Source organism: Spiroplasma endosymbiont of Poecilobothrus nobilitatus (assembly GCF_964030655.1).
GTDB lineage: Bacteria > Bacillota_I > Bacilli_A > Mycoplasmatales > Mycoplasmataceae > Spiroplasma.
Map to the genome: position 1 here is coordinate 1,153,106 of NZ_OZ034915.1, position 19,375 is coordinate 1,172,480.

18 protein-coding genes and 3 pseudogenes are annotated in these 19,375 nt (G+C 24.2%); 8 read left to right on the plus strand and 13 right to left on the minus strand.

Annotated elements, in window-relative coordinates; genetic code table 4:
• Nucleotides 1-71 precede the first annotated feature (71 nt).
• Nucleotides 72-806 carry an IS3 family transposase gene (locus AAHM76_RS06715; protein WP_342256858.1) on the plus strand — a complete coding sequence of 245 codons (735 nt, stop codon included), beginning with the start codon at nt 72-74 and terminating at the stop codon, nt 804-806.
• 8 nt (nt 807-814) lie between these two features.
• On the opposite strand, the gene AAHM76_RS06720 is transcribed toward AAHM76_RS06715, so the two are convergent.
• Both AAHM76_RS06720 and AAHM76_RS06725 read right to left on the minus strand, forming a co-directional pair.
• Nucleotides 815-1,363, minus strand: a complete 549-nt coding sequence (locus tag AAHM76_RS06720; protein ID WP_342255876.1) for a hypothetical protein — start codon at nt 1,361-1,363, stop codon at nt 815-817.
• A gap of 84 nt (nt 1,364-1,447) precedes the next feature.
• The gene (locus tag AAHM76_RS06725; RefSeq protein ID WP_342255877.1) at nt 1,448-1,660 is read right to left on the minus strand and encodes a hypothetical protein; all 213 of its coding nucleotides are present in this window, start codon (nt 1,658-1,660) and stop codon (nt 1,448-1,450) included.
• 355 nt (nt 1,661-2,015) lie between these two features.
• Between AAHM76_RS06725 and AAHM76_RS06730 the strand changes: the two genes are divergently transcribed.
• Together AAHM76_RS06730 and AAHM76_RS06735 are read left to right on the plus strand one after the other, a co-directional pair.
• Nucleotides 2,016-2,426: an IS1/IS1595 family N-terminal zinc-binding domain-containing protein gene (locus AAHM76_RS06730; RefSeq protein ID WP_342255878.1), complete on the plus strand. Its 411-nt coding sequence runs from the start codon at nt 2,016-2,018 to the stop codon at nt 2,424-2,426.
• 30 nt (nt 2,427-2,456) lie between these two features.
• Nucleotides 2,457-2,843: a hypothetical protein gene (locus AAHM76_RS06735; protein ID WP_342255879.1), complete on the plus strand. Its 387-nt coding sequence runs from the start codon at nt 2,457-2,459 to the stop codon at nt 2,841-2,843.
• A gap of 229 nt (nt 2,844-3,072) precedes the next feature.
• Here the strand turns inward: AAHM76_RS06735 and greA are convergent, their stop codons facing one another.
• The 4 genes and pseudogenes from greA to AAHM76_RS08675 form a co-directional block, all read right to left on the minus strand.
• The gene (gene greA, locus AAHM76_RS06740) at nt 3,073-3,543 is read right to left on the minus strand and encodes a transcription elongation factor GreA (RefSeq protein WP_342255880.1); all 471 of its coding nucleotides are present in this window, start codon (nt 3,541-3,543) and stop codon (nt 3,073-3,075) included.
• A gap of 181 nt (nt 3,544-3,724) precedes the next feature.
• Nucleotides 3,725-4,381, minus strand: coding sequence for a transposase (locus AAHM76_RS06745; RefSeq protein ID WP_342255881.1), 657 nt, complete (start codon nt 4,379-4,381; stop codon nt 3,725-3,727).
• The gene (locus tag AAHM76_RS08670; protein WP_425289485.1) at nt 4,360-4,602 is read right to left on the minus strand and encodes an IS1/IS1595 family N-terminal zinc-binding domain-containing protein; all 243 of its coding nucleotides are present in this window, start codon (nt 4,600-4,602) and stop codon (nt 4,360-4,362) included. Before AAHM76_RS08670 ends, AAHM76_RS06745 begins: the two co-directional genes overlap by 22 nt.
• Nucleotides 4,603-4,778: 176 nt before the next feature.
• Nucleotides 4,779-5,087, minus strand: a pseudogene (locus AAHM76_RS08675) (uridine kinase); the annotation flags it as partial.
• Nucleotides 5,088-5,222: 135 nt separating this feature from the next.
• On the opposite strand from AAHM76_RS08675, the gene AAHM76_RS06760 reads away from it, so the two are divergent.
• The 5 genes and pseudogenes from AAHM76_RS06760 (at nt 5,223) to AAHM76_RS06780 (ending at nt 7,775) form a co-directional block, all read left to right on the plus strand.
• A complete protein-coding gene (locus AAHM76_RS06760) occupies nt 5,223-5,501 on the plus strand; it encodes a transposase (protein ID WP_342255884.1) in 279 nt (92 codons plus the stop codon).
• 41 nt (nt 5,502-5,542) lie between these two features.
• Nucleotides 5,543-6,238 carry an IS3 family transposase gene (locus AAHM76_RS06765; RefSeq protein WP_342256859.1) on the plus strand — a complete coding sequence of 232 codons (696 nt, stop codon included), beginning with the start codon at nt 5,543-5,545 and terminating at the stop codon, nt 6,236-6,238.
• Nucleotides 6,239-6,314: 76 nt separating this feature from the next.
• A complete protein-coding gene (locus AAHM76_RS06770) occupies nt 6,315-7,274 on the plus strand; it encodes an IS1/IS1595 family N-terminal zinc-binding domain-containing protein (protein ID WP_342255885.1) in 960 nt (319 codons plus the stop codon).
• Between the two features lie 113 nt (nt 7,275-7,387).
• Nucleotides 7,388-7,486, plus strand: a pseudogene (locus AAHM76_RS06775) (IS3 family transposase); the annotation flags it as partial.
• Nucleotides 7,487-7,598: 112 nt separating this feature from the next.
• Nucleotides 7,599-7,775, plus strand: a complete 177-nt coding sequence (locus AAHM76_RS06780; protein WP_158613888.1) for a hypothetical protein — start codon at nt 7,599-7,601, stop codon at nt 7,773-7,775.
• A 39-nt stretch (nt 7,776-7,814) separates the two neighbouring features.
• Here AAHM76_RS06780 and AAHM76_RS06785 read toward each other — a convergent pair whose 3' ends face one another.
• The 7 genes and pseudogenes from AAHM76_RS06785 to AAHM76_RS06810 form a co-directional block, all read right to left on the minus strand.
• Complete coding sequence (locus AAHM76_RS06785) at nt 7,815-8,942, minus strand: 4Fe-4S cluster-binding domain-containing protein (RefSeq protein ID WP_342255886.1); 1,128 nt, start codon at nt 8,940-8,942, stop codon at nt 7,815-7,817.
• A 3-nt stretch (nt 8,943-8,945) separates the two neighbouring features.
• Complete coding sequence (locus AAHM76_RS06790; protein WP_342255887.1) at nt 8,946-10,766, minus strand: AAA family ATPase; 1,821 nt, start codon at nt 10,764-10,766, stop codon at nt 8,946-8,948.
• A gap of 165 nt (nt 10,767-10,931) precedes the next feature.
• On the minus strand, nt 10,932-11,477 hold the full coding sequence (locus AAHM76_RS06795) for a transposase (protein WP_425289486.1): 546 nt from the start codon (nt 11,475-11,477) through the stop codon (nt 10,932-10,934).
• 213 nt (nt 11,478-11,690) lie between these two features.
• Nucleotides 11,691-11,840: pseudogene (locus AAHM76_RS08680) on the minus strand (hypothetical protein); the annotation flags it as partial.
• A gap of 127 nt (nt 11,841-11,967) precedes the next feature.
• The gene (locus tag AAHM76_RS06800; RefSeq protein WP_342255889.1) at nt 11,968-13,071 is read right to left on the minus strand and encodes a hypothetical protein; all 1,104 of its coding nucleotides are present in this window, start codon (nt 13,069-13,071) and stop codon (nt 11,968-11,970) included.
• Nucleotides 13,072-15,444, minus strand: coding sequence for a hypothetical protein (locus AAHM76_RS06805; RefSeq protein ID WP_342255890.1), 2,373 nt, complete (start codon nt 15,442-15,444; stop codon nt 13,072-13,074).
• 20 nt (nt 15,445-15,464) lie between these two features.
• Nucleotides 15,465-19,337, minus strand: a complete 3,873-nt coding sequence (locus tag AAHM76_RS06810; protein WP_342255891.1) for an AAA domain-containing protein — start codon at nt 19,335-19,337, stop codon at nt 15,465-15,467.
• Nucleotides 19,338-19,375 lie beyond the last annotated feature (38 nt).

The following is a 19,375-nucleotide window of genomic DNA, read 5'->3' on the forward strand; positions in this document are numbered from 1 at the left end:
ATAATTTTATCTAATTTTGAAGTCTATATAATTATGGTCCTAATAATTGTGGCCTATCTACTAATAAATTTATTAACAAGCGAGTTAATAATTATGAACAAGAAATTATCAGTGCCTTTAATAAAAGCCGCAAAATTTATGGGGCTCGCAAAATTAAAGTTATTTTAAACAGAAAAGATATCATCTTATCGCGGCGAAAAATCAGATTCTTTATGATCAAAAATAATTTGGTTTCTAAATACACCAAATTAAAATATCATAATCATAAAACAACAGTCAATAATGACCAAATTAATAATATTTTAAATCGTCAATTTAACAACAAAAAACCTAATGAAGTTATTGTTAGTGATTTAACATATGTTCAAGTTGGCGCTAAATGACATTATATTTGTTTATTAATTGACTTGTTTAATCGTGAAATAATTGGTTATAGTGCTGGGTCGAATAAAACAGCCGAACTGGTCCAACAAGCTTTTCATAAAATAACACGACCATTAAATCAAATAACTCTATTTCATACTGATCGTGGTAATGAGTTTAAAAATAAAATCATTGATGAAATTTTAATAACTTTTAATATTAAAAGATCATTAAGCAATAAAGGCTGCCCTTATGAAAATGCTGTGGCTGAAACAACTTACAAAACTTTTAAAACTGAATTTATTAAGGGTAAAAAATTTAAAAATTTAACACAATTAAAATACGAACTTTTTTATTTTGTGCATTGATATAACAATATTCGAATTCATGGCAGTTTAAATTATTTATCTCCAGTTACTTTTAGAAAACAAATGTCTATATAAAAAGTGTCCTAAAAAGTGTTGCCATTCCAAGTTGTTAAAGAAGATAAAATAAACTTATCTGCATTAAAATTTACTTCAAATGGTTTATTATTGTTAATATCAAATGTTTTTCTATTATATAATATAGTACCAAGAAGACGAATTATTGCACTAGTTTGTTTTATTTTTAATATATCTATAGATAACGTGTCTTTTGCTATTAAAGGATTAAGATTTTTAAATTGTTTCAATATTGTATCCTCACAATTATTTTTAAGGTGTTCTAAATTTCGAATTGGAACAACCCTAGATAAAGTTAACAATGGGATTATAATTAATTGTAAAATAATGTTATCAAAAACAAAGGCATCAAGAAAATATGGACGAGAAAAAATTGAGTGATTTAATGTCACTAAACGATTACGAATATGTTCTTCATCAATATCAAAACGTTCAATATTCCCAATATCAACTGTTGATGCTAATTCTAACAATGACTTAGGAGCATTTCTTTTCTCAATGTTATGATCTTTTATTTTAAAAATTACTTTTTTAATTACTTTTTTATTTAATAACATTTGTGGATAAGATATAGAAGTTTCTTTAATTTTAAGATATGCTCAAAAAGTATTGTCTAAAGTATTATAATTATCTTTTGGTATTTATAATTTAACTTCTTCCATTTTTGTTTTTGGATATTTTTCTTTTATTGCAAGTAAAATTGCTTCTGGTTTATTTTCGCTAATAGTGCCAAGGTCTTTTAATGCATTAAGGGGTTCTGTAGAAATTCATTCTTTATAATCTGTAGATTTAAATTCTATAATTCCATCTATTAATACATAAAAGTCATTTCTTAAATTGTCTTTTTTTTGCATTATCTGATAATGTATAAACATTATTTGCCAGTAAATTTGGAATAGTTCCAAAAGTTATAGTTACACTAATTAATAAGTGTAATATTTTTTTCATTTCTTTTTTCCTTTCTTTTATTAGTAAATAGTTAATTCTAAAATATTACTTTAATTTTGTAGAAAACTCTTGATATTTATAAAATATACCTAAAATTAGGTATATTTTTAATATAAGAGGTGAATAATTAATGGAAAAAATAATTGAAGAATTAATAAATAGTTTAACAGATGATCAATTTTTAGAATTTCATGAAAAAGTCAAAAAAGAAGCAGAATTAATTAAAAAAAAAAACGCTTAAATGAAATTGATCAAAAACTTATGGATAAAGGTATTAAATGTCCTAATTGTCAATCTTTTTATTGTGTTAAAAATGGTCATAATCCTGAAGGAAAACAAAAATATTTATGCAAAAAATGTCGTGCTAGTTTTGATGCTTTTCGTGATCATTTTACGTATTGAAGTCATTTAAATTATGAACAGTGAAATTTATTGATTCAAATTTCATTATTAGGCCAATCTAGTAAAATGATTTCCCGCTTTATTAAAACATCACCGAAAACCGCTTGATATAATCGCCAAAAAATAATGAAATCAAAACAATTAGAAAACACCCAATTAAAATTTAAAACGTTAAATGGCCAAATTCAAATCGATGAAACATTTATTAAAGAAATCCGCAAAGGTAATTTTAAAGATAAATTTGATAAAAGAAAAATTCATCTTGATTAATTTTCAACCAACACTAAATGTTGTATTCAAATGGCTGTTGATAGCAATAATAATATTTATGTTAAATCAACCAACACAAAACGATTACAAAAACAGTGAATTATTGAAAATATTAATAAACAATTAATCAAAGAAAATTCAATTATTATTTCTGACATGCAACCATTATATTTATTAGTATCAAAACAAACAAATTCTATTTTATTAGCAACTAAAACTAGCACAAATCCTGATGCTAGTTATCGGAAGTTAAATAAAATTAGTAAATTACAATCAAATCTTAAAGAATCCTTAATTCATTATCATGGCTTAGGTTTCACGAACATTCAAAATTATTTAAATCTCTGAAAATGAAAATACCAGCATAAAGGTTTAACGCCAAACCAACAATCATCGGTATTATATTTTAACGTATAAAAAAGTTAAATAACAATATTAAAAGTTTATATAATTTTCTTTTAAAGTTATCATATTGATGATTTTTTTTATTTCATCAAGAGTTTTCTACAAAATTAAAAAAAATATTATATCATTTTAATATTTTATGTTATTATCTAATTAATAGATTTGTTGCACTTGCATTTACAATTTACATTTTGTTTTAGCAAAAAAAAAAAAAACAATTATAAAATTGTTTTTTTATTATTTATTCTACAGTTAAAATTTTAACTTTATAAGGTTCTTGAATTCCCTTAATTTCAACTAAATCTCCAGCTTTTTTTCCAATAATAGCTTTTGAAATTGGTGATTCATTTGAAATTGTATTTTCAAAAGGATTAGCCTCAACAGCACCAACAATTTTTAGTTCATATTTTTTATTAATTAATAAATTAGTAAATGTTACTGTACTTCCCAACTTAATAATTCCCGTTTTTGATTTAACTTCCTTAATTTCTTTTGCTTTTGTTAATAGTGATTCAATTTCTTTAATTCGTCCTTCAACTTCCGCTTGACGGTTTCGCGCTGCATCATAATCAGCATTTTCTGATAAATCTCCCTGTGCACGAGCTTCTTTTAACTCTTCAATAACTTCGGGACGAATAACATTAATTAAATTATCTAATTCTTCTTGTAAGTCTTTAATTCCCTCTTTAGTTAACAAAATTTCTTCATTCATGGTGTTCTCTCCTTTTCTCTCTGTTTTTTAATTACAACAATCATTATTATACCTTAAAAAAGGCAATAATAATGGGGTTTTTTTAATTTTGTAGAAAACTCTTGATGAAATAAAAAAAATCATCAATATGATAACTTTAAAAGAAAATTATATAAGCTTTTAATATTGTTATTTAACTTTTTTATACGTTAAAATATAATACCGATGATTGTTGGTTTGGCGTTAAACCTTTATGCCGGTATTTTCATTTTCAGAGATTTAAATAATTTTGAATGTTCGTGAAACCTAAGCCATGATAATGAATTAAGGATTCTTTAAGATTTGATTGTAATTTACTAATTTTATTTAACTTCCGATAACTAGCATCAGGATTTGTGCTAGTTTTAGTTGCTAATAAAATAGAATTTGTTTGTTTTGCTACTAATAAATATAATGGTTTCATGTCAGAAATAATAATTGAATTTTCTTTGATTAATTGTTTATTAATATTTTCAATAATTCACTGTTTTTGTAATCGTTTTGTGTTGGTTGATTTAACATAAATATTATTATTGCTATCAACAGCCATTTGAATACAACATTTAGTGTTGGTTGAAAATGAATCAAGATAAATTTTTCTTTTATCAAATTTATCTTTAAAATTACCTTTGTGGATTTCTTTAATAAATGTTTCATCGATTTGAATTTTGCCATTTAACATTTTAAATTTTAATTGGGTGTTTTCTAATTGTTTTGATTTCATTATTTTTTGGCGATTATATCAAGCGGTTTTCGGTGATGTTTTAATAAAGCGGGAAATCATTTTACTAGATTGGCCTAATAATGAAATTTGAATCAATAAATTTCATTTCATTGTTCATATTTTAAATGACTTCAATACGTAAAATGATCACGAAAAGCATCAAAACTAGCACGAAATTTTTTGCATAAATATTTTTGTTTTCCTTCAGGATTATGACCATTTTTAACACAATAAAAAGATTGACAATTAGGACATTTAATACCTTTATCCCTAAATTTTTGATCAATTTCATTTAAGCGTTTTTGTTTTTTAATTAATTATGCTTCTTTTTTGACTTTTTCATGAAATTATAAAAATTGATCATCTGTTAAACTATTTATTAATTCTTCAATTATTTTTTCCATTAATTATTCACCTCTTATATTAAAAATATACCTAATTTTAGGTATATTTTATAAATATCAAGAGTTTTCTACAAAATTAAAGGGTTTTTTTATTTTTTATCAAGTAATAAAGCCTTAATTTTTGTTGCAATCATATCAATTGCAATTTCATTTCCTTCATAATATGGCACAATAATATCGGCATATTTAATACTTGGTTCAACAAAGTACTCATGCATTGGTTTTACTGTTGTTAAATACTAATTAATAATACTTTCGACTGTTCGTCCCCGTTCTGATAAATCACGTGTTAAACGTCGAATAAAACGAATATCATCTTCTGTTTTAATAAAGATTTTAATATCCGATAATTTACGAATTTCTTCTAATGCTAAACCTAAAATACCATCAATAATAATATAGAGTGCACCCATTTTAGTAAGTACTAATAAAAAAGTTGGATAGGCTACATTTGGATAGGCCACAATTATTAGGGCCATAATTATATAGACTTCAAAATTAGATAAAATTATTAATAAAGAAGGAATATAAAAATGGGAAATAAAACTTCATACTCTGAAGAATTTAAAAAACAAATTGTCATGCTATATAAAAATGGTAAAAGTGTTATTAATATAGGGCAAGAATATAATTTACCAAAACCAACTATTTATAGTTGAGTTAAAAATTATAATAATTCTGGTTCATTTAAAGCAAAAGACAATCGCACACTAGAAGAAAATGAAATAATAACTTTACGAAAAGAACTTAAAGACTTGAAAATGGAAAATGACATTTTAAAGCAAGCCGCACTGATAATGGCCAAAAAATAACAATAATTAATAACAACAAAACAAAATATTCAGTAAGAAAAATATGTAAGATTTTGGTTTTATCAAAATCAACGTATTATTATCAAACTAATAAATGTATTAACAAGCAAGTTAATAATTATGAACAAGAAATTATCAGTGCCTTTAATAAAAGTCGCAAAATTTATGGGGCTCGCAAAATTAAAGTTATTTTAAACAGAAAAGATATCATCTTATCGCGGCGAAAAATCAGATTCTTTATGATCAAAAATAATTTGGTTTCTAAATACACCAAATTAAAATATCATAATCATAAAACAACAGTCAATAATTACCAAATTAATAATATTTTAAATCGTCAATTTAACAGCAAAAAACCTAATGAAGTTATTGTTAGTGATTTAACATATGTTCAAGTTGACGCTAAATGACATTATATTTGTTTATTAATTGACTTGTTTAATCGTGAAATAATTGGTTATAGTGCTGGGCCGAATAAAACAGCCGAACTGGTCCAACAATCTTTTCATAAAATAACACGACCATTAAATCAAATAACTCTATTTCATACTGATCGTGGTAATGAGTTTAAAAATAAAATCATTGATGAAATTTTAATAACTTTTAATATTAAAAGATCATTAAGCAATAAAGGCTGCCCTTATGATAATGCTGTGGCTGAAACAACTTACAAAACTTTTAAAACTGAATTTATTAAGGGTAAAAAATTTAAAAATTTAACACAATTAAAACTTTAATTTTGTATAAAACTCTTGATATTTATAAAATATACCTAAAATTAGGTATATTCTTAATATAAGAGGTTAATAATTAATGGAAAAAATAATTGAAGAATTAATAAATAGTTTAACAGATGATCAATTTTTAGAATTTCATGAAAAAGTCAAAAAAGAAGCAGAATTAATTAAAAAACAAAAACGCTTAAATGAAATTGATCAAAAATTTAGGGATAAAAGTATTAAATGTCCTAATTGTCAATCTTTTTATTGTGTTAAAAATGGTCATAATCCTGAAGGAAAACAAAAATATTTATGCAAAAAATGTCGTGCTAGTTTTGATGCTTTTCGTGATCATTTTACGTATTGAAGTCATTTAAATTATGAACAGTGAAATTTATTGATTCAAATTTCATTATTAGGCCAATCTAGTAAAATGATTTCCCACTTTATTAAAACATCACCGAAAACCGCTTGATATAATCGCCAAAAAATAATGAAATCAAAACAATTAGAAAACACCCAATTAAAATTTAAAACGTTGAATGGCCAAATTAAAATCGATGAAACATTTATTAAAGAAATCCACAAAGGTAATTTTAAAGATAAATTTGATAAAAGAAAAATTCATCTTGATTCATTTTCAACCAACACTAAATGTTGTGTTCAAATGGCTGTTGATAGCAATAATAATATTTATGTTAAATCAACCAACACAAAACGATTACAAAAACAGTGAATTATTGAAAATATTAATAAACAATTAATCAAAGAAAATTCAATTATTATTTCTGACATGCAACCATTATATTTATTAGTAGCAAAACAAACAAATTCTATTTTATTAGCAACTAAAACTAGTACAAATCCTGATGCTAGTTATCGGAAGTTAAATAAAATTAGTAAATTACAATCAAATATTAAAGAATCCTTAATTCATTATCATGGCTTAGGTTTCACGAACATTCAAAATTATTTAAATCTCTGAAAATGAAAATACCAGCATAAAGGTTTAACGCCAAACCAACAATCATCGGTATTATATTTTAACGTATAAAAAAGTTAAATAACAATATTAAAAGTTTATATAATTTTCTTTTAAAGTTATCATATTGATGATTTTTTTTATTTCATCAAGAGTTTTCTACAAAATTAAAACAATTAAAATAAGAACTTTTTGATTTTGTGCATTGATGTAACAATATTCGAATTCATGGCAGTTTAAATTATTTATCTCCAGTTACTTTTAGAAAACAAATGTCTATATAAAAAGTGTCCTAAAAAGTGTTACCATTCCATAATAATTCACTCAGATCACGGATATCAATATACATCCACTATTTATCACGATAAATGTTTATCTAACGGTATTATAATTTAAATGGGGAAAAAATACCACTGTGCAGATAATATTGTTATAGAAAGTTTTCATTCATTGCTCAAGAAAGCTACAATCCATAATAAAATATATAATTCACATGAAGAATATATACAAGATGTTATAAAATGAAATACATGATATTCAAATCGTAAAGAAAAAGATATAATTAAAAAATAGTAAATACTTTTTATTAGTACTTACTAAAATTGGTGCACTCTAATAAATACTTTTTTTATTTTCTATTCTACTATCTAAAAAATCATAAATAGCTTGATAATTTGGTTCATTTCCAATTGGATTAACAATTTCAAGATATTCTACAATATTATCTTGGTTTAAGATAAGAACTGCTCGTGGCAAAATTTGCAAAGCAGTAAAAACTAATCCTGTCTTTGCCCCAAAATCACGATAATTATAATCTGACACTAAAAAATGTGCTTCATCTCTAAAAGATTCACAACATCTTTCTTGCGCAAATGGTAAATCACGCGAGACTGTGATTAATCGTGCATTAGGATAGGCTTTCATATTTTTGTTAAATTTAACAGTTTGAGTATAACAAACACTTGTATCAATACTTGGAATTACCGTTATAACTTTATATTGTGTTTTAACATCACTAAGATGAAAATCACTCATATCAGCATTAATTCCTTTAAATTCTAACTTAACGCCAACTTTAATAATATCTTGGGTAAAATTTGAAAATACATCCCCATCTAATTTAAATGCTCCCATTTTTATGGCCTCCTCTTTTTTCATTTTTTCTTCATTATTAATGAGATGAGCTCCATCTCCGTTAATAATCATACTATTATTTTTAGTTACAGTAAATTCTGCTTCAATAATATTTTGTTCAAAATAATCATTATTTTGATAAACATCGCTTAGTTTAATCACACGTTGGTTTGTAGAGCCAATTAATCGTCGTTTTTTATCTAACTTTTCAATAATAAATGGTCCATCAATTAAAATATCAATTTTAGATAAAATTGCTGGATGCTTTTCTTGCAATAGTTCATATAAAAAACCAGAAAAAACAATTACTGTTAAATTATTTGTTTGACATAAAGTGACTAGTTCTAAGAGCGCTCGTGGCTGAATAAATGGTTCTCCCCCTAAAATGGTAATCCCTTCAATTTGAAAGCGCTCTTTAGCGTCTATAATCGCCTTAAAAAGGTCACTCACTTCCATTACATTCCGATTAATGAGAGGAATCATTTCCTGATTACTACATCCTTTGCAATTAATAATACAACCTTGCATTCATAATGCGAATCGTTTTCCAGGTCCTTCAATTGTTGTAAAAGAAACAAAACGATTAAAATTAATTAAATTACTCATTTTTTATTTAAAACAATATTCAATTTGATGACCATTTGCTTGTGCTAATATTGTTTCTCCAGCTTTAAATTTAGTTTGATTTGCAAAAATAAACGAACTCAGCCCATCAACCACATGCTTTTCAATACTATTTAACAAATCACGACCACCTTTTTTATCATCAGCATCCTGAATAATAATTGGTAAAATTTGTGGTAAATCCATAAATTCTAATTTAATCTTATATTTTTCTCAAACAGCTGTTTGAATTGGTTGTAATTTTTGCGTAATTAATTTTGCTTTAAAATTAATATCTTTAATAAAATTAAACGGAATAATATTATTTCCAATTCGCCCTAATAATTCTGGTCGTTTTAATTCAGTTCGAAAATGATCAGATACTTTTTGAATAAATTGCTTTTCAATTTCTAAAAATGATAAATTATCATCAACTTCACTTGCACCAATATTTGAAGTAAAAATAATAAACGAATCAGAAAAAGTAACAGTTTGACCTTTATTATCAGTTAAACGACCATCTTCTAAAATTTGTAAGAATTTATCTAAAATTCGTGGATGAGCTTTTTCAATTTCATCAAATAAAAGTACACTAAACGGTTTTTCTTTAATTGCATTTGTTAATTGTCCACCTTCTTCATAACCAACATAACCTGGTGGTGCACCAATTAATTTTTGATCACTTGCTTCTTGGTTATATTCCGACATATCAAACCGAATACAATTTTTTTCATCACCAAATAAAAATTTGGCCAATGCTTTTGATAATTCAGTTTTCCCTACTCCAGTTGGTCCAACAAAAAACAATATACCTTTTGGTTTTGTTCGTTTTGACGAATATTGAACACCTGATAATCCAGTAAAAGCTTTATAAACAACATTCTTCACTTTTTCAATGGCATGATCTTGACCAATAACTCGTTTTTTTAATTCTTTTTCAATAGTTGCTAATTTTTCATAATTCATTTCTTCTCATGGTGAAACTTTATCGCCGTATTGATAAGAATTTAATAATTTTTCAAATGGTAAGCGTTCTGAAATATTATTTGAAAACTTAATTAATTGATAAACTTCTTTCAAAGTTCACCCTTCCATCGTATCATAAATATCTTGTAATTTTAAAATATCAGTATTTAAATCTTCGGTAATTTTAAAAAAATTCTTATTAGTTAAAATGAACTTTTCTCGTTCTTCACGATTTGGTTTTGTTAAAGTAATTGTTGTTACATCTGGATTATGCAAATAAAATGAAGTTGGTAATTTCCCGACACTATTAGTGATAAAAATAATAGCTGTATCAAAATCAATTATTTCTGATTGATCAAATTTTTTATCTCGAAAAGCTTTACTTAATGAAATTAAATTAACACGTTCTTCTTCGCTCAAAGTCTGTTCATTAGAAAATAAATAATCAGAAAAATCAGCAATAAAAGCAACTTTTTTAGAACTTGCAACTAACATATTACGACGAACAATGGTAAAAAATTCTGCTAAAGTTGGAAATTGTCCCGTTGGACCATTCTTTTGTTCATTTGCATTTTTAATTACTTCTTGACCAAAATCATATTCTTCGCCTCCTTTACTTTTCTGTTGTGTTTCTGCTGTTAATGTTAAATTTTTCAGATTTCCTCCGCTTAGACCATCAATCCGGTCTCACATAAAAATATCATTAAAACCCTTTTCTCTTAATAATTCAAATAATCGATCTTTTAAGCCAACATAACCACTATTTGTTTGATAAATATCATTAACATTGCCTTCAAGAATAACACATCGCTTAATTCCAATTTGATTTTTTAACTTATCTAAATTACTTTTTACACTCATTTATAGTCACCTCTAACTATTTCTTTAATTATAATGTTTTTTAACCTAAAAATGTTAATTATTTCTTTTAATTTTGTAGAAAACTCTTGATGAAATAAAAAAATCATCAATATGATAACTTTAAAAGAAAATTATATAAACTTTTAATATTGTTATTTAACTTTTTTATACGTTAAAATATAATATCGATGATTGTTGGTTTGACGTTAAACCTTTATGCTGGTATTTTCATTTTCAGAGATTTAAATAATTTTGAATGTTCGTGAAACCTAAGCCATGATAATGAATTAAGGATTCTTTAAGATTTGATTGTAATTTACTAATTTTATTTAACTTCCGATAACTAGCATCAGGATTTGTACTAGTTTTAGTTGCTAATAAAATAGAATTTGTTTGTTTTGCTACTAATAAATATAATGGTTGCATGTCATAAATAATAATTGAATTTTCTTTGATTAATTGTTTATTAATATTTTCAATAATTCACTGTTTTTGTAATCGTTTTGTGTTGGTTGATTTAACATAAATATTATTATTGCTATCAACAGCCATTTGAATACAACATTTAGTGTTGGTTGAAAATGAATAAAGATGAATTTTTCTTTTATCAAATTTATCTTTAAAATTACCTTTGTGGATTTCTTTAATAAATGTTTCATCGATTTTAATTTGGCCATTTAACGTTTTAAATTTTAATTGGGTGTTTTCTAATTATTTTGATTTCATTATTTTTTGGCGATTATATCAAGCGGTTTTCGGTGATGTTTTAATAAAGCGGGAAATCATTTTACTAGATTGGCCTAATAATGAAATTTGAATCAATAAATTTCACTGTTCATAATTTAAATGACTTCAATACGTAAAATGATCACGAAAAGCATCAAAACTAGCACGACATTTTTTGCATAAATATTTTTGTTTCCCTTCAGGATTATGACCATTTTTAACACAATAAAAAGATTGACAATTAGGACATTTAATACCTTTATCCCCAAATTTTTGATCAATTTCATTTAAGTGTTTTTGTTTTTTAATTAATTCTGCTTCTTTTTTGACTTTTTCATGAAATTCTAAAAATTAATCATCTGTTAAACTATTTATTAATTCTTCAATTATTTTTTCCATTAATTATTCACCTCTTATATTAAAAATATACCTAATTTTAGGTATATTTTATAAATATCAAGAGTTTTCTACAAAATTAAAGATTATTTTTTTTTGATTTACTATCAATTTGAATCTTTGCCTGATTAATAATTTTATCAGGATTTAAATAAGATTTTTTCATTTCTTTTGATAAAGAAACATCATACATTGATAAATCGTTAATAAACGGTTGCTCATCTGTATCATGTGTATGACCTTCATAACCTTCAAATTTATATGTAAATCGCCCATCTAAATATACTTTAAAAATTGCCTCTTCTCCTGTTACTTTTTTTGCATAAACAATAACTAAACTATCTTCATTTTCTTTCGTAATACGAATATCATTACTTTCAACAATAAAACCACGTTTTTGAATTGCTTGTAAAATTGATGTAATAGCATGTTTCCGCGCTGATTCATCTAATTGTTTATTAATAATTTGATTTTGTAATGCTAAAGCTTTTGCATTTAAAACAGTAGTATCAGCTGCTGGAATTTGGGCAAATTCTTCTAATGCTGGACCTAATTCTGTATTAACAACTTTATCATCACTAATTTGTTTTTTAAAACTGCTAAGATATTGTTTTTTCAAAAAATCAGTTGAAGTATGATAATTTTTAATTTCTGTTTGAACAAGGCCAGAAATAGCCTCTGGGTTTAAATTACTGAAATGATTCTTATTTGTTTTAAAAAAATTCATAATAAAAGCTTTTGATTCATTTTCATCAAACATTGCTATTAATTCATGTTCTAATTGTTGATAATTTAAATTAACTCGGTTTTTTAAATTAGATAACCGTTGTTTTGTTTCATCTTCAATTACTTTTATTTTCAAAACTTCAATTTTTTGTTGAATTTCTGCTAAACGAAGGGTTTTTTGTTCCAATAAAAAATTAACTCTTTTTGCCAATTCTAATTCAACATGTTCAACTTTAGTAAATTCTTTTACTAATGGGTTATCCTCTAAATCAGTTAAAATTTGATTTAACTCAACTAAATATTGTTTAATTTGTTGACAATTTAACCCACTAGCATCAATTTCTTGTAATTGTTGTAGTAATAATTTTAAATTATCTTTAACAAAATTAATATTTAAATTTAATCGCTCAATCTTTTTTTGGTAATTATACATTACTTGTTCAACACTCATACTCATTTATATTAACGCCTCTTCTAATTCAAGTTTTATTTTTTTTAAAGCATCCCGATTTTTATTATCATTGTGTTCATTCCGTGCTTTCTCACAATATAAATATAATGTTAATTCTTGATAAAGTTGCATAATTTGTTTATATTTATTTTTGTCAAAAACATCTTTTAAAACAAATAATTTTTCATTAATATACCGTACAAATTGATGCTTTGTTTTTAAAAGTGGATTGATTTTTTCTTCCATTAAATTCATTAAATATAATGCCGCCTTATCAAAAGAACATAAATTAAGATATTCATGAAATTTGCTTTCAGAATTAAACATATTTTTAAATTTAATTGCCTTATATTTTATTTCTAATTGTGATAAAGAATAAAGTAATTGGATTATTAATTTATTACTATTGTTAATATTCTTGCAACGTTCTTTAATAATTTCAACTTTATCTCATATTTCTTGTCAATGTCGTTGTAACCCACTTGTTTCTCGTTTTTTCATTTCTTTACAATACTTAATATATTCTTCAGCATAACTATATAAATTAATTAATAAAGTACTATTTTTTTCTAAAGTTGCAGTTGTTACTGCATCAAATAATTCACGATGTAAATCATTATTATTGATTGCAAAAAGAAATTTATCCAAAATTGCAAAAAGATTTTGATTTCAAATTTTTTCAATAATCGATGATTTTGCAATATTAGTTAATGCTAATAATTGGTTTAAAGAAACATCGTTTTTGTCATAAAGTTCTTGCAAGATATTTAAAACTTCTTTATTTGATAATAAAGTATTATTAGTCAACACTTTATAAGCTTTAATAATATTTTTTTGCAATTTTGTTTGTTGTTTCATTAGCACAATTAAAGTTTTATGCATTTTATTAAAATAATTTGGTTTTAAATTTAAATTACTTAAAATTTGTTCAGATTGATATAAAACATTAACTTTATTATTAAAATCATTTATGGTCATACTTTTCAATATATTATCAAAAGTTTCTTCATTATTATTTAAAATATCAATTAAATAACAGTAAATAAAAACATTTTCAATTTGATTATTATGAATTATTTCATAAATATTTGCCTGTTCACTATTTATTAAATTTTTTAATTCCTCTAAAATTTTATTAAATAACATCTGACTATACTTCGGAAGAAATTTTTGTGCTGTTATAATATTAAGGTTTAGCATAATAAGTTCTGTTGGTTGTAATATGTAAAGTTCAGTATCATTTTTATCATTGATGAATAAAGTTAAAAAATTATCATTAATTGTTAAAATCTCACTAGTTAAATAAAAAATTGGAATTGAACCAGTTAAATCATGCATTGTAGTTGTTTGCTCAGCATTAACAAAAATAATACAACTAATATTATTATCATAATAATATTTATTAGCTAAGACTGCTTTTGGTTTAACACTTGCTGCATTAATAATTACAATTCTCGGATTTATTAATGTAGAAGTAATATAAAGCGGATCTTGCTGATAATCACTTTCTAATATATTTGTTGCTACTTTTTGAAGATTTAAATTAAAATTATCCCTTAAAGTTTTAGCCATCTCAGTTAAAAAATAATCAACAATTTTTGTTTTTAAATTAACATTATCCTCAATAATTTGTTGCAATTGTTGGTCATTAACAATTTGAATTTTAATATCTTTAAAAGTGGTTAAGGACAGTATAACTTCTTTTTCTTCATAAACATCAATCAATAAATTGTTAATTTGATTAGTATTATAGTAGATTTCTTGCGTTTTAGTGCGAATTGAAGTAAATGTTGTATCATCATTAAAAATATTATTTTTATTAATATTTAACTTGTACTTTTCTAACAAATGAAATAAATCTTCACCATTAATAATTGGTTCTTGTTCTGGAACAATAATTAAATCATTGCTATTTTTTTCTAATAAAGATAATTGTTCATTATTTATGTACTTTTCGCCCGAAAAAATATTAAAATCAAAATTAATAACTGCTTCACGATTACTATTTTTACTTAATAAATATCCCTGTTCTAATGCCGTTAACGCTTCTTTTGAAATGCAAAAAATCCCAATTGGTCGATCAATTCAATCCTGTTCAGCAGAACTATTTGCTAAATAATTTAATGATGTTTGCTTATTAATTTCAATAATATTTTCTTTTTCAATTAAGTCCTTTAGACATTCTACATAAATTTTAAAATTAAAAATTTGTAATTCATCCTGTAAAATATCAGCTAATGATTTTTCTTTATTAGGATAATTAGTAATAGCATTTAAAATTACATACTGAAAAAAAGCTAGTTTTTTTGGTGTTTGATAGCTAACTATTGTTTTTAATTTTTTCCAATTTTTATAAACTTTTACCATTCCTAATTTCATGTTTTTACCTCTAATTCTTATTATAATAAATCTTTTGCGTTTCAAACAAGACCATAACTATCAATAATTCGTAAAATTTCATAATATGCTTTAATTGTTTTTGTAATATTTGGATTAGCAATTATTGGAATTTCAACATCAATATTAGCAAAAAAACTAACTGCTCCAATAATAATTAACATATTTTTTGCTCTTGAAAATGCAACATTTAATCGTTCGTATTTCTTAATAAATTCTTTATTAGCATTTAATTGCTTACGAGGATTGCGAACTGTATTAACAATAACAATTTCGGTTTCTCGCCCTTGATAATCATCAACTGTTGAAACTTCTACTTTAATATTTTTAAATTTTAAACTTTTAATAGCTCTTCGTAATTTTTTAACATGTAAACTATAAAAACTAATAACTGCAACTTTAGGCTGTTTTTTTAATTTAACTGTTAAATTATTATATCCTGCTTCAATTAATTCTAATGTTTTTATTGTTAAATCAACTTCTAATCAATTAAAAAGACTCGTACTACCACTTTCAACTTGTTCATAAACAAAATTAATATTAGTCTTATCTTTTGATGAATCAATTCAATAAATTGCTTTATTACTATCAAAAATTTTTAGACCATCTTTATTTTCAACAGTAATATAATGTTGTTTTTCATTATTTTGATTAGTTTTATCACCTAACTGCAGCTGATTTTCATAAAAAAAATTTACAATTCGCATAATATCTTCATGACTACGATATTGATTAATTAGAATTTCTTTTACTGAATCATCACATTTTGAGATAATTTTTTTAAATAATGAATTAGTTATTAATTCTAAAAAATCATTATAACTATAATTTTGGTCATAAATTTCATTAATTAATGCAACATCTTCTTCTTGATATGGCATAAGTGGTGGCAATTGCCGATAATCACCAACTAAAATAACAGTTTTACCATATACTAATGGCATAAAAATTTCCATTGGTGTTAATTTACTTACTTCATCAATAATAACAACATCAAAAACAAATTTTTTAATATCAATATCAGAAATATTATAATCCCGTAAAACTTTATTCTTACTTTGTGCGTATGATTGATTTGAAGTCGCAGTCATTGCAACAACATTGACAGTATCTTGTAAAAATTGATTAGCATAATTAATTGTATCTCGTTCCATCGCTGGTGTGAAATGATTAGTTTCAATATTCTCTTGTGTTAAAAAATCTGATATCTGATAATTTTTATTTAAAAAGGTAATCATATTATTTACAAAATTAAACTTTGTTGCTTTTTCTTGGAGCACAAAATTAAGGTCATGTTCAATTTTATTAATTTCTTTATCAATTTCATTAATTGTTCCACTAATATCTTTTACTACTAAATTTAAATTAAAAATTGTATTAATACTGTTAACAATGTTTTCGACTTCAACTTTTAGAGCATTAATTTTATGATTTAATGTTCCAGTTTCAATTTCTAAATAAGAAATTTCTTGCTCATATTTATCTTCATCAATTTCACTAATTTTGTTTTGATTAATAACACTTTGTTCTTCATATTGCTGTAATAATTGTTTAAGATCATTTTTAAATGCTTCTTGTTCCTTTTTAAACACAATGTTTTCTTGTTTTAATGTAACTTGATTCTTTAATTCTAAAATTTCATTTTGAACAGCAGTTAATCGTTCCATTCAATCATCATCGCGTAAGTCTTTACTAACTTGTTTTAATGTTGCTAATTCTATCTCTTTATGCTTTAACAACTTATTATCAGTAGTAATTGTTAATAGTTTTTTGTATGTTTCTGTTAATGAATATGAATCATCAATTTGAAATCCAAATTTTTCTTGCAACAATTCCCCAAAATGTTTATTAAATAATCGTACAAGATCCGGAGTTGGAGCAACTATTCCATCTCAATTAATATTAACTAAGAAATCTAATAGATTACGAATATTATTAATATCAATTGTTAATTTTCGATTATCATCTAGATATTGCAATTTTTGATTAATGATTGTTTCTCGCTCAGCAACTAATGTATTTAACTTTTGGGTATAATGATTGTAATCATTAATTTCTTTTTCTAACATTTTAGCATTTGCTTTTAATTTTTGTAGTTCATATTTTTGAATTTCATAATCATTTCCAATTCCATCTCATTTTGTTAAATATTGTCGTAATAAATAAGCATAAATAAAACGATAATTATTAAAAATTAATTTATCTGGATTAAAATCATTAAAACGATTTTTTTTACGAACTTCATCACTTGTTAAGCGCAAAGGAACCAACAAAGGTGTTTTAGATAATCTTGTTAAAACATTGTCAATTGCAGTATGATTTTGTGAAGAAATTAAAACTTTCTTTCCTAATTTAGCATATTGATAAACTAATTCAGCAATAAATTCAGTTTTCCCTGTCCCTGGTGGACCTTGCAGTAAAAAAATATCTTGTGAGTTTAAGGCTTTTGTTATTGCTTTCTGTTGATTTCCATTTAAATTATTTGAAGCAAAAATTAATTGTTCTTCCGTAATTAAGTTAGATTGTGTCTTTAATTTAATATCTTCAATATTAAAGATATAATTAATTAAATATGGATTTGCAACATCATTTTTGCTAATCTTATCTAAAATAACATTACTACGCCGAAGTAAAGTTGAGTCCCCTTTTCCAATATAAGTTAAATAACCATAAGAAGGTATCATTTTATTTAATTCATTAAATGATATTTCATCCTCATTTTTTATTTCATAAAAACAATTAACAATTTGATACTTCTCTAATTGATTAATAGTTACTTTAATTGTTTCATGGTCAATGTCACTTTCTTGCATAATATCATTTTCAAGCATATATATTTTGATTAATTCTTTTTTAAAATCATAGATATCTTTTTGCTTCATTTTTGTTTCAGAAATATTAATCCCTAAGTCATAAATATCTGCTCCATCTTGAACATAACTTTCACTAAAATTAAAAGAAAATAGTGTTAATGGAGCATCTTTTTGATATGTACGATTAATTTGTAAATTAGCAAGAATTAAATTGTTTAATTTCTTTAATATTGAATATTTATCTAAATTATCTAGCAATAACTCTAATTCTACAATAATTATTTCTTCAAATAAATGACTAATTGTTAAATTTTTATTAGTAAAAGTTTTTTTGTCAACATATCAAAAATTTTGGGATAAAAATCTTACATCATGAAATTTTTCGCCGATTGGAACTGTTTTTGGAATTTTAATATATTCTGTTAATTTCCGGTTTAAATATAAACAAGAATTATTACGCTTGTATTCTAAGTTTTGTTCTTGAAAGCGTAAATATTGTAACCACCGTTCTTTTTCTTCGGCAAAAGATGAAGTTAAAAATTTCATATTTGCTATAACATTTGAATCAAAAATAGTTCGTAATTTTGCTTCATCAACCCGAAAATTATCAGCAACTTCAAGCACTACTCCAGTAGCTAATGTTTCAAATTCTTGTTTTTCCTTTTCCATTGCTGTTAAAAAAATATTTTTAACATTAACAATGCCGATTTCTGGATCAATATCGCCTAATATTGTTAATGATAAGTTTGAATCGAACATTTGTTCTAGCAAAGTAATTGATTTAAAACGAATTAAAATATCATAAAGTTTCTTTTTTGATCCTTTTTTATCTTTTTTAATTTTTGCCTGATCATTAATTAAACAAACAAAAAAATCAGCAATACAAATATTATGCTTTAAAAAAGTATCTATTCCTTGAACTGTTGTAATATTTTTTAACCGAAGGTTTTTAACATCATCATCAGTAAATTTACTTTTTGGATTTGTTAAAAAATACAAATTTAACAATAAATTCTTATTATTATATTTGTCGCCCTGAATTGTAAATTCTGTCAACGTCATTTGTTCACCCTCTTATCTACATAATAATTATACTAAAC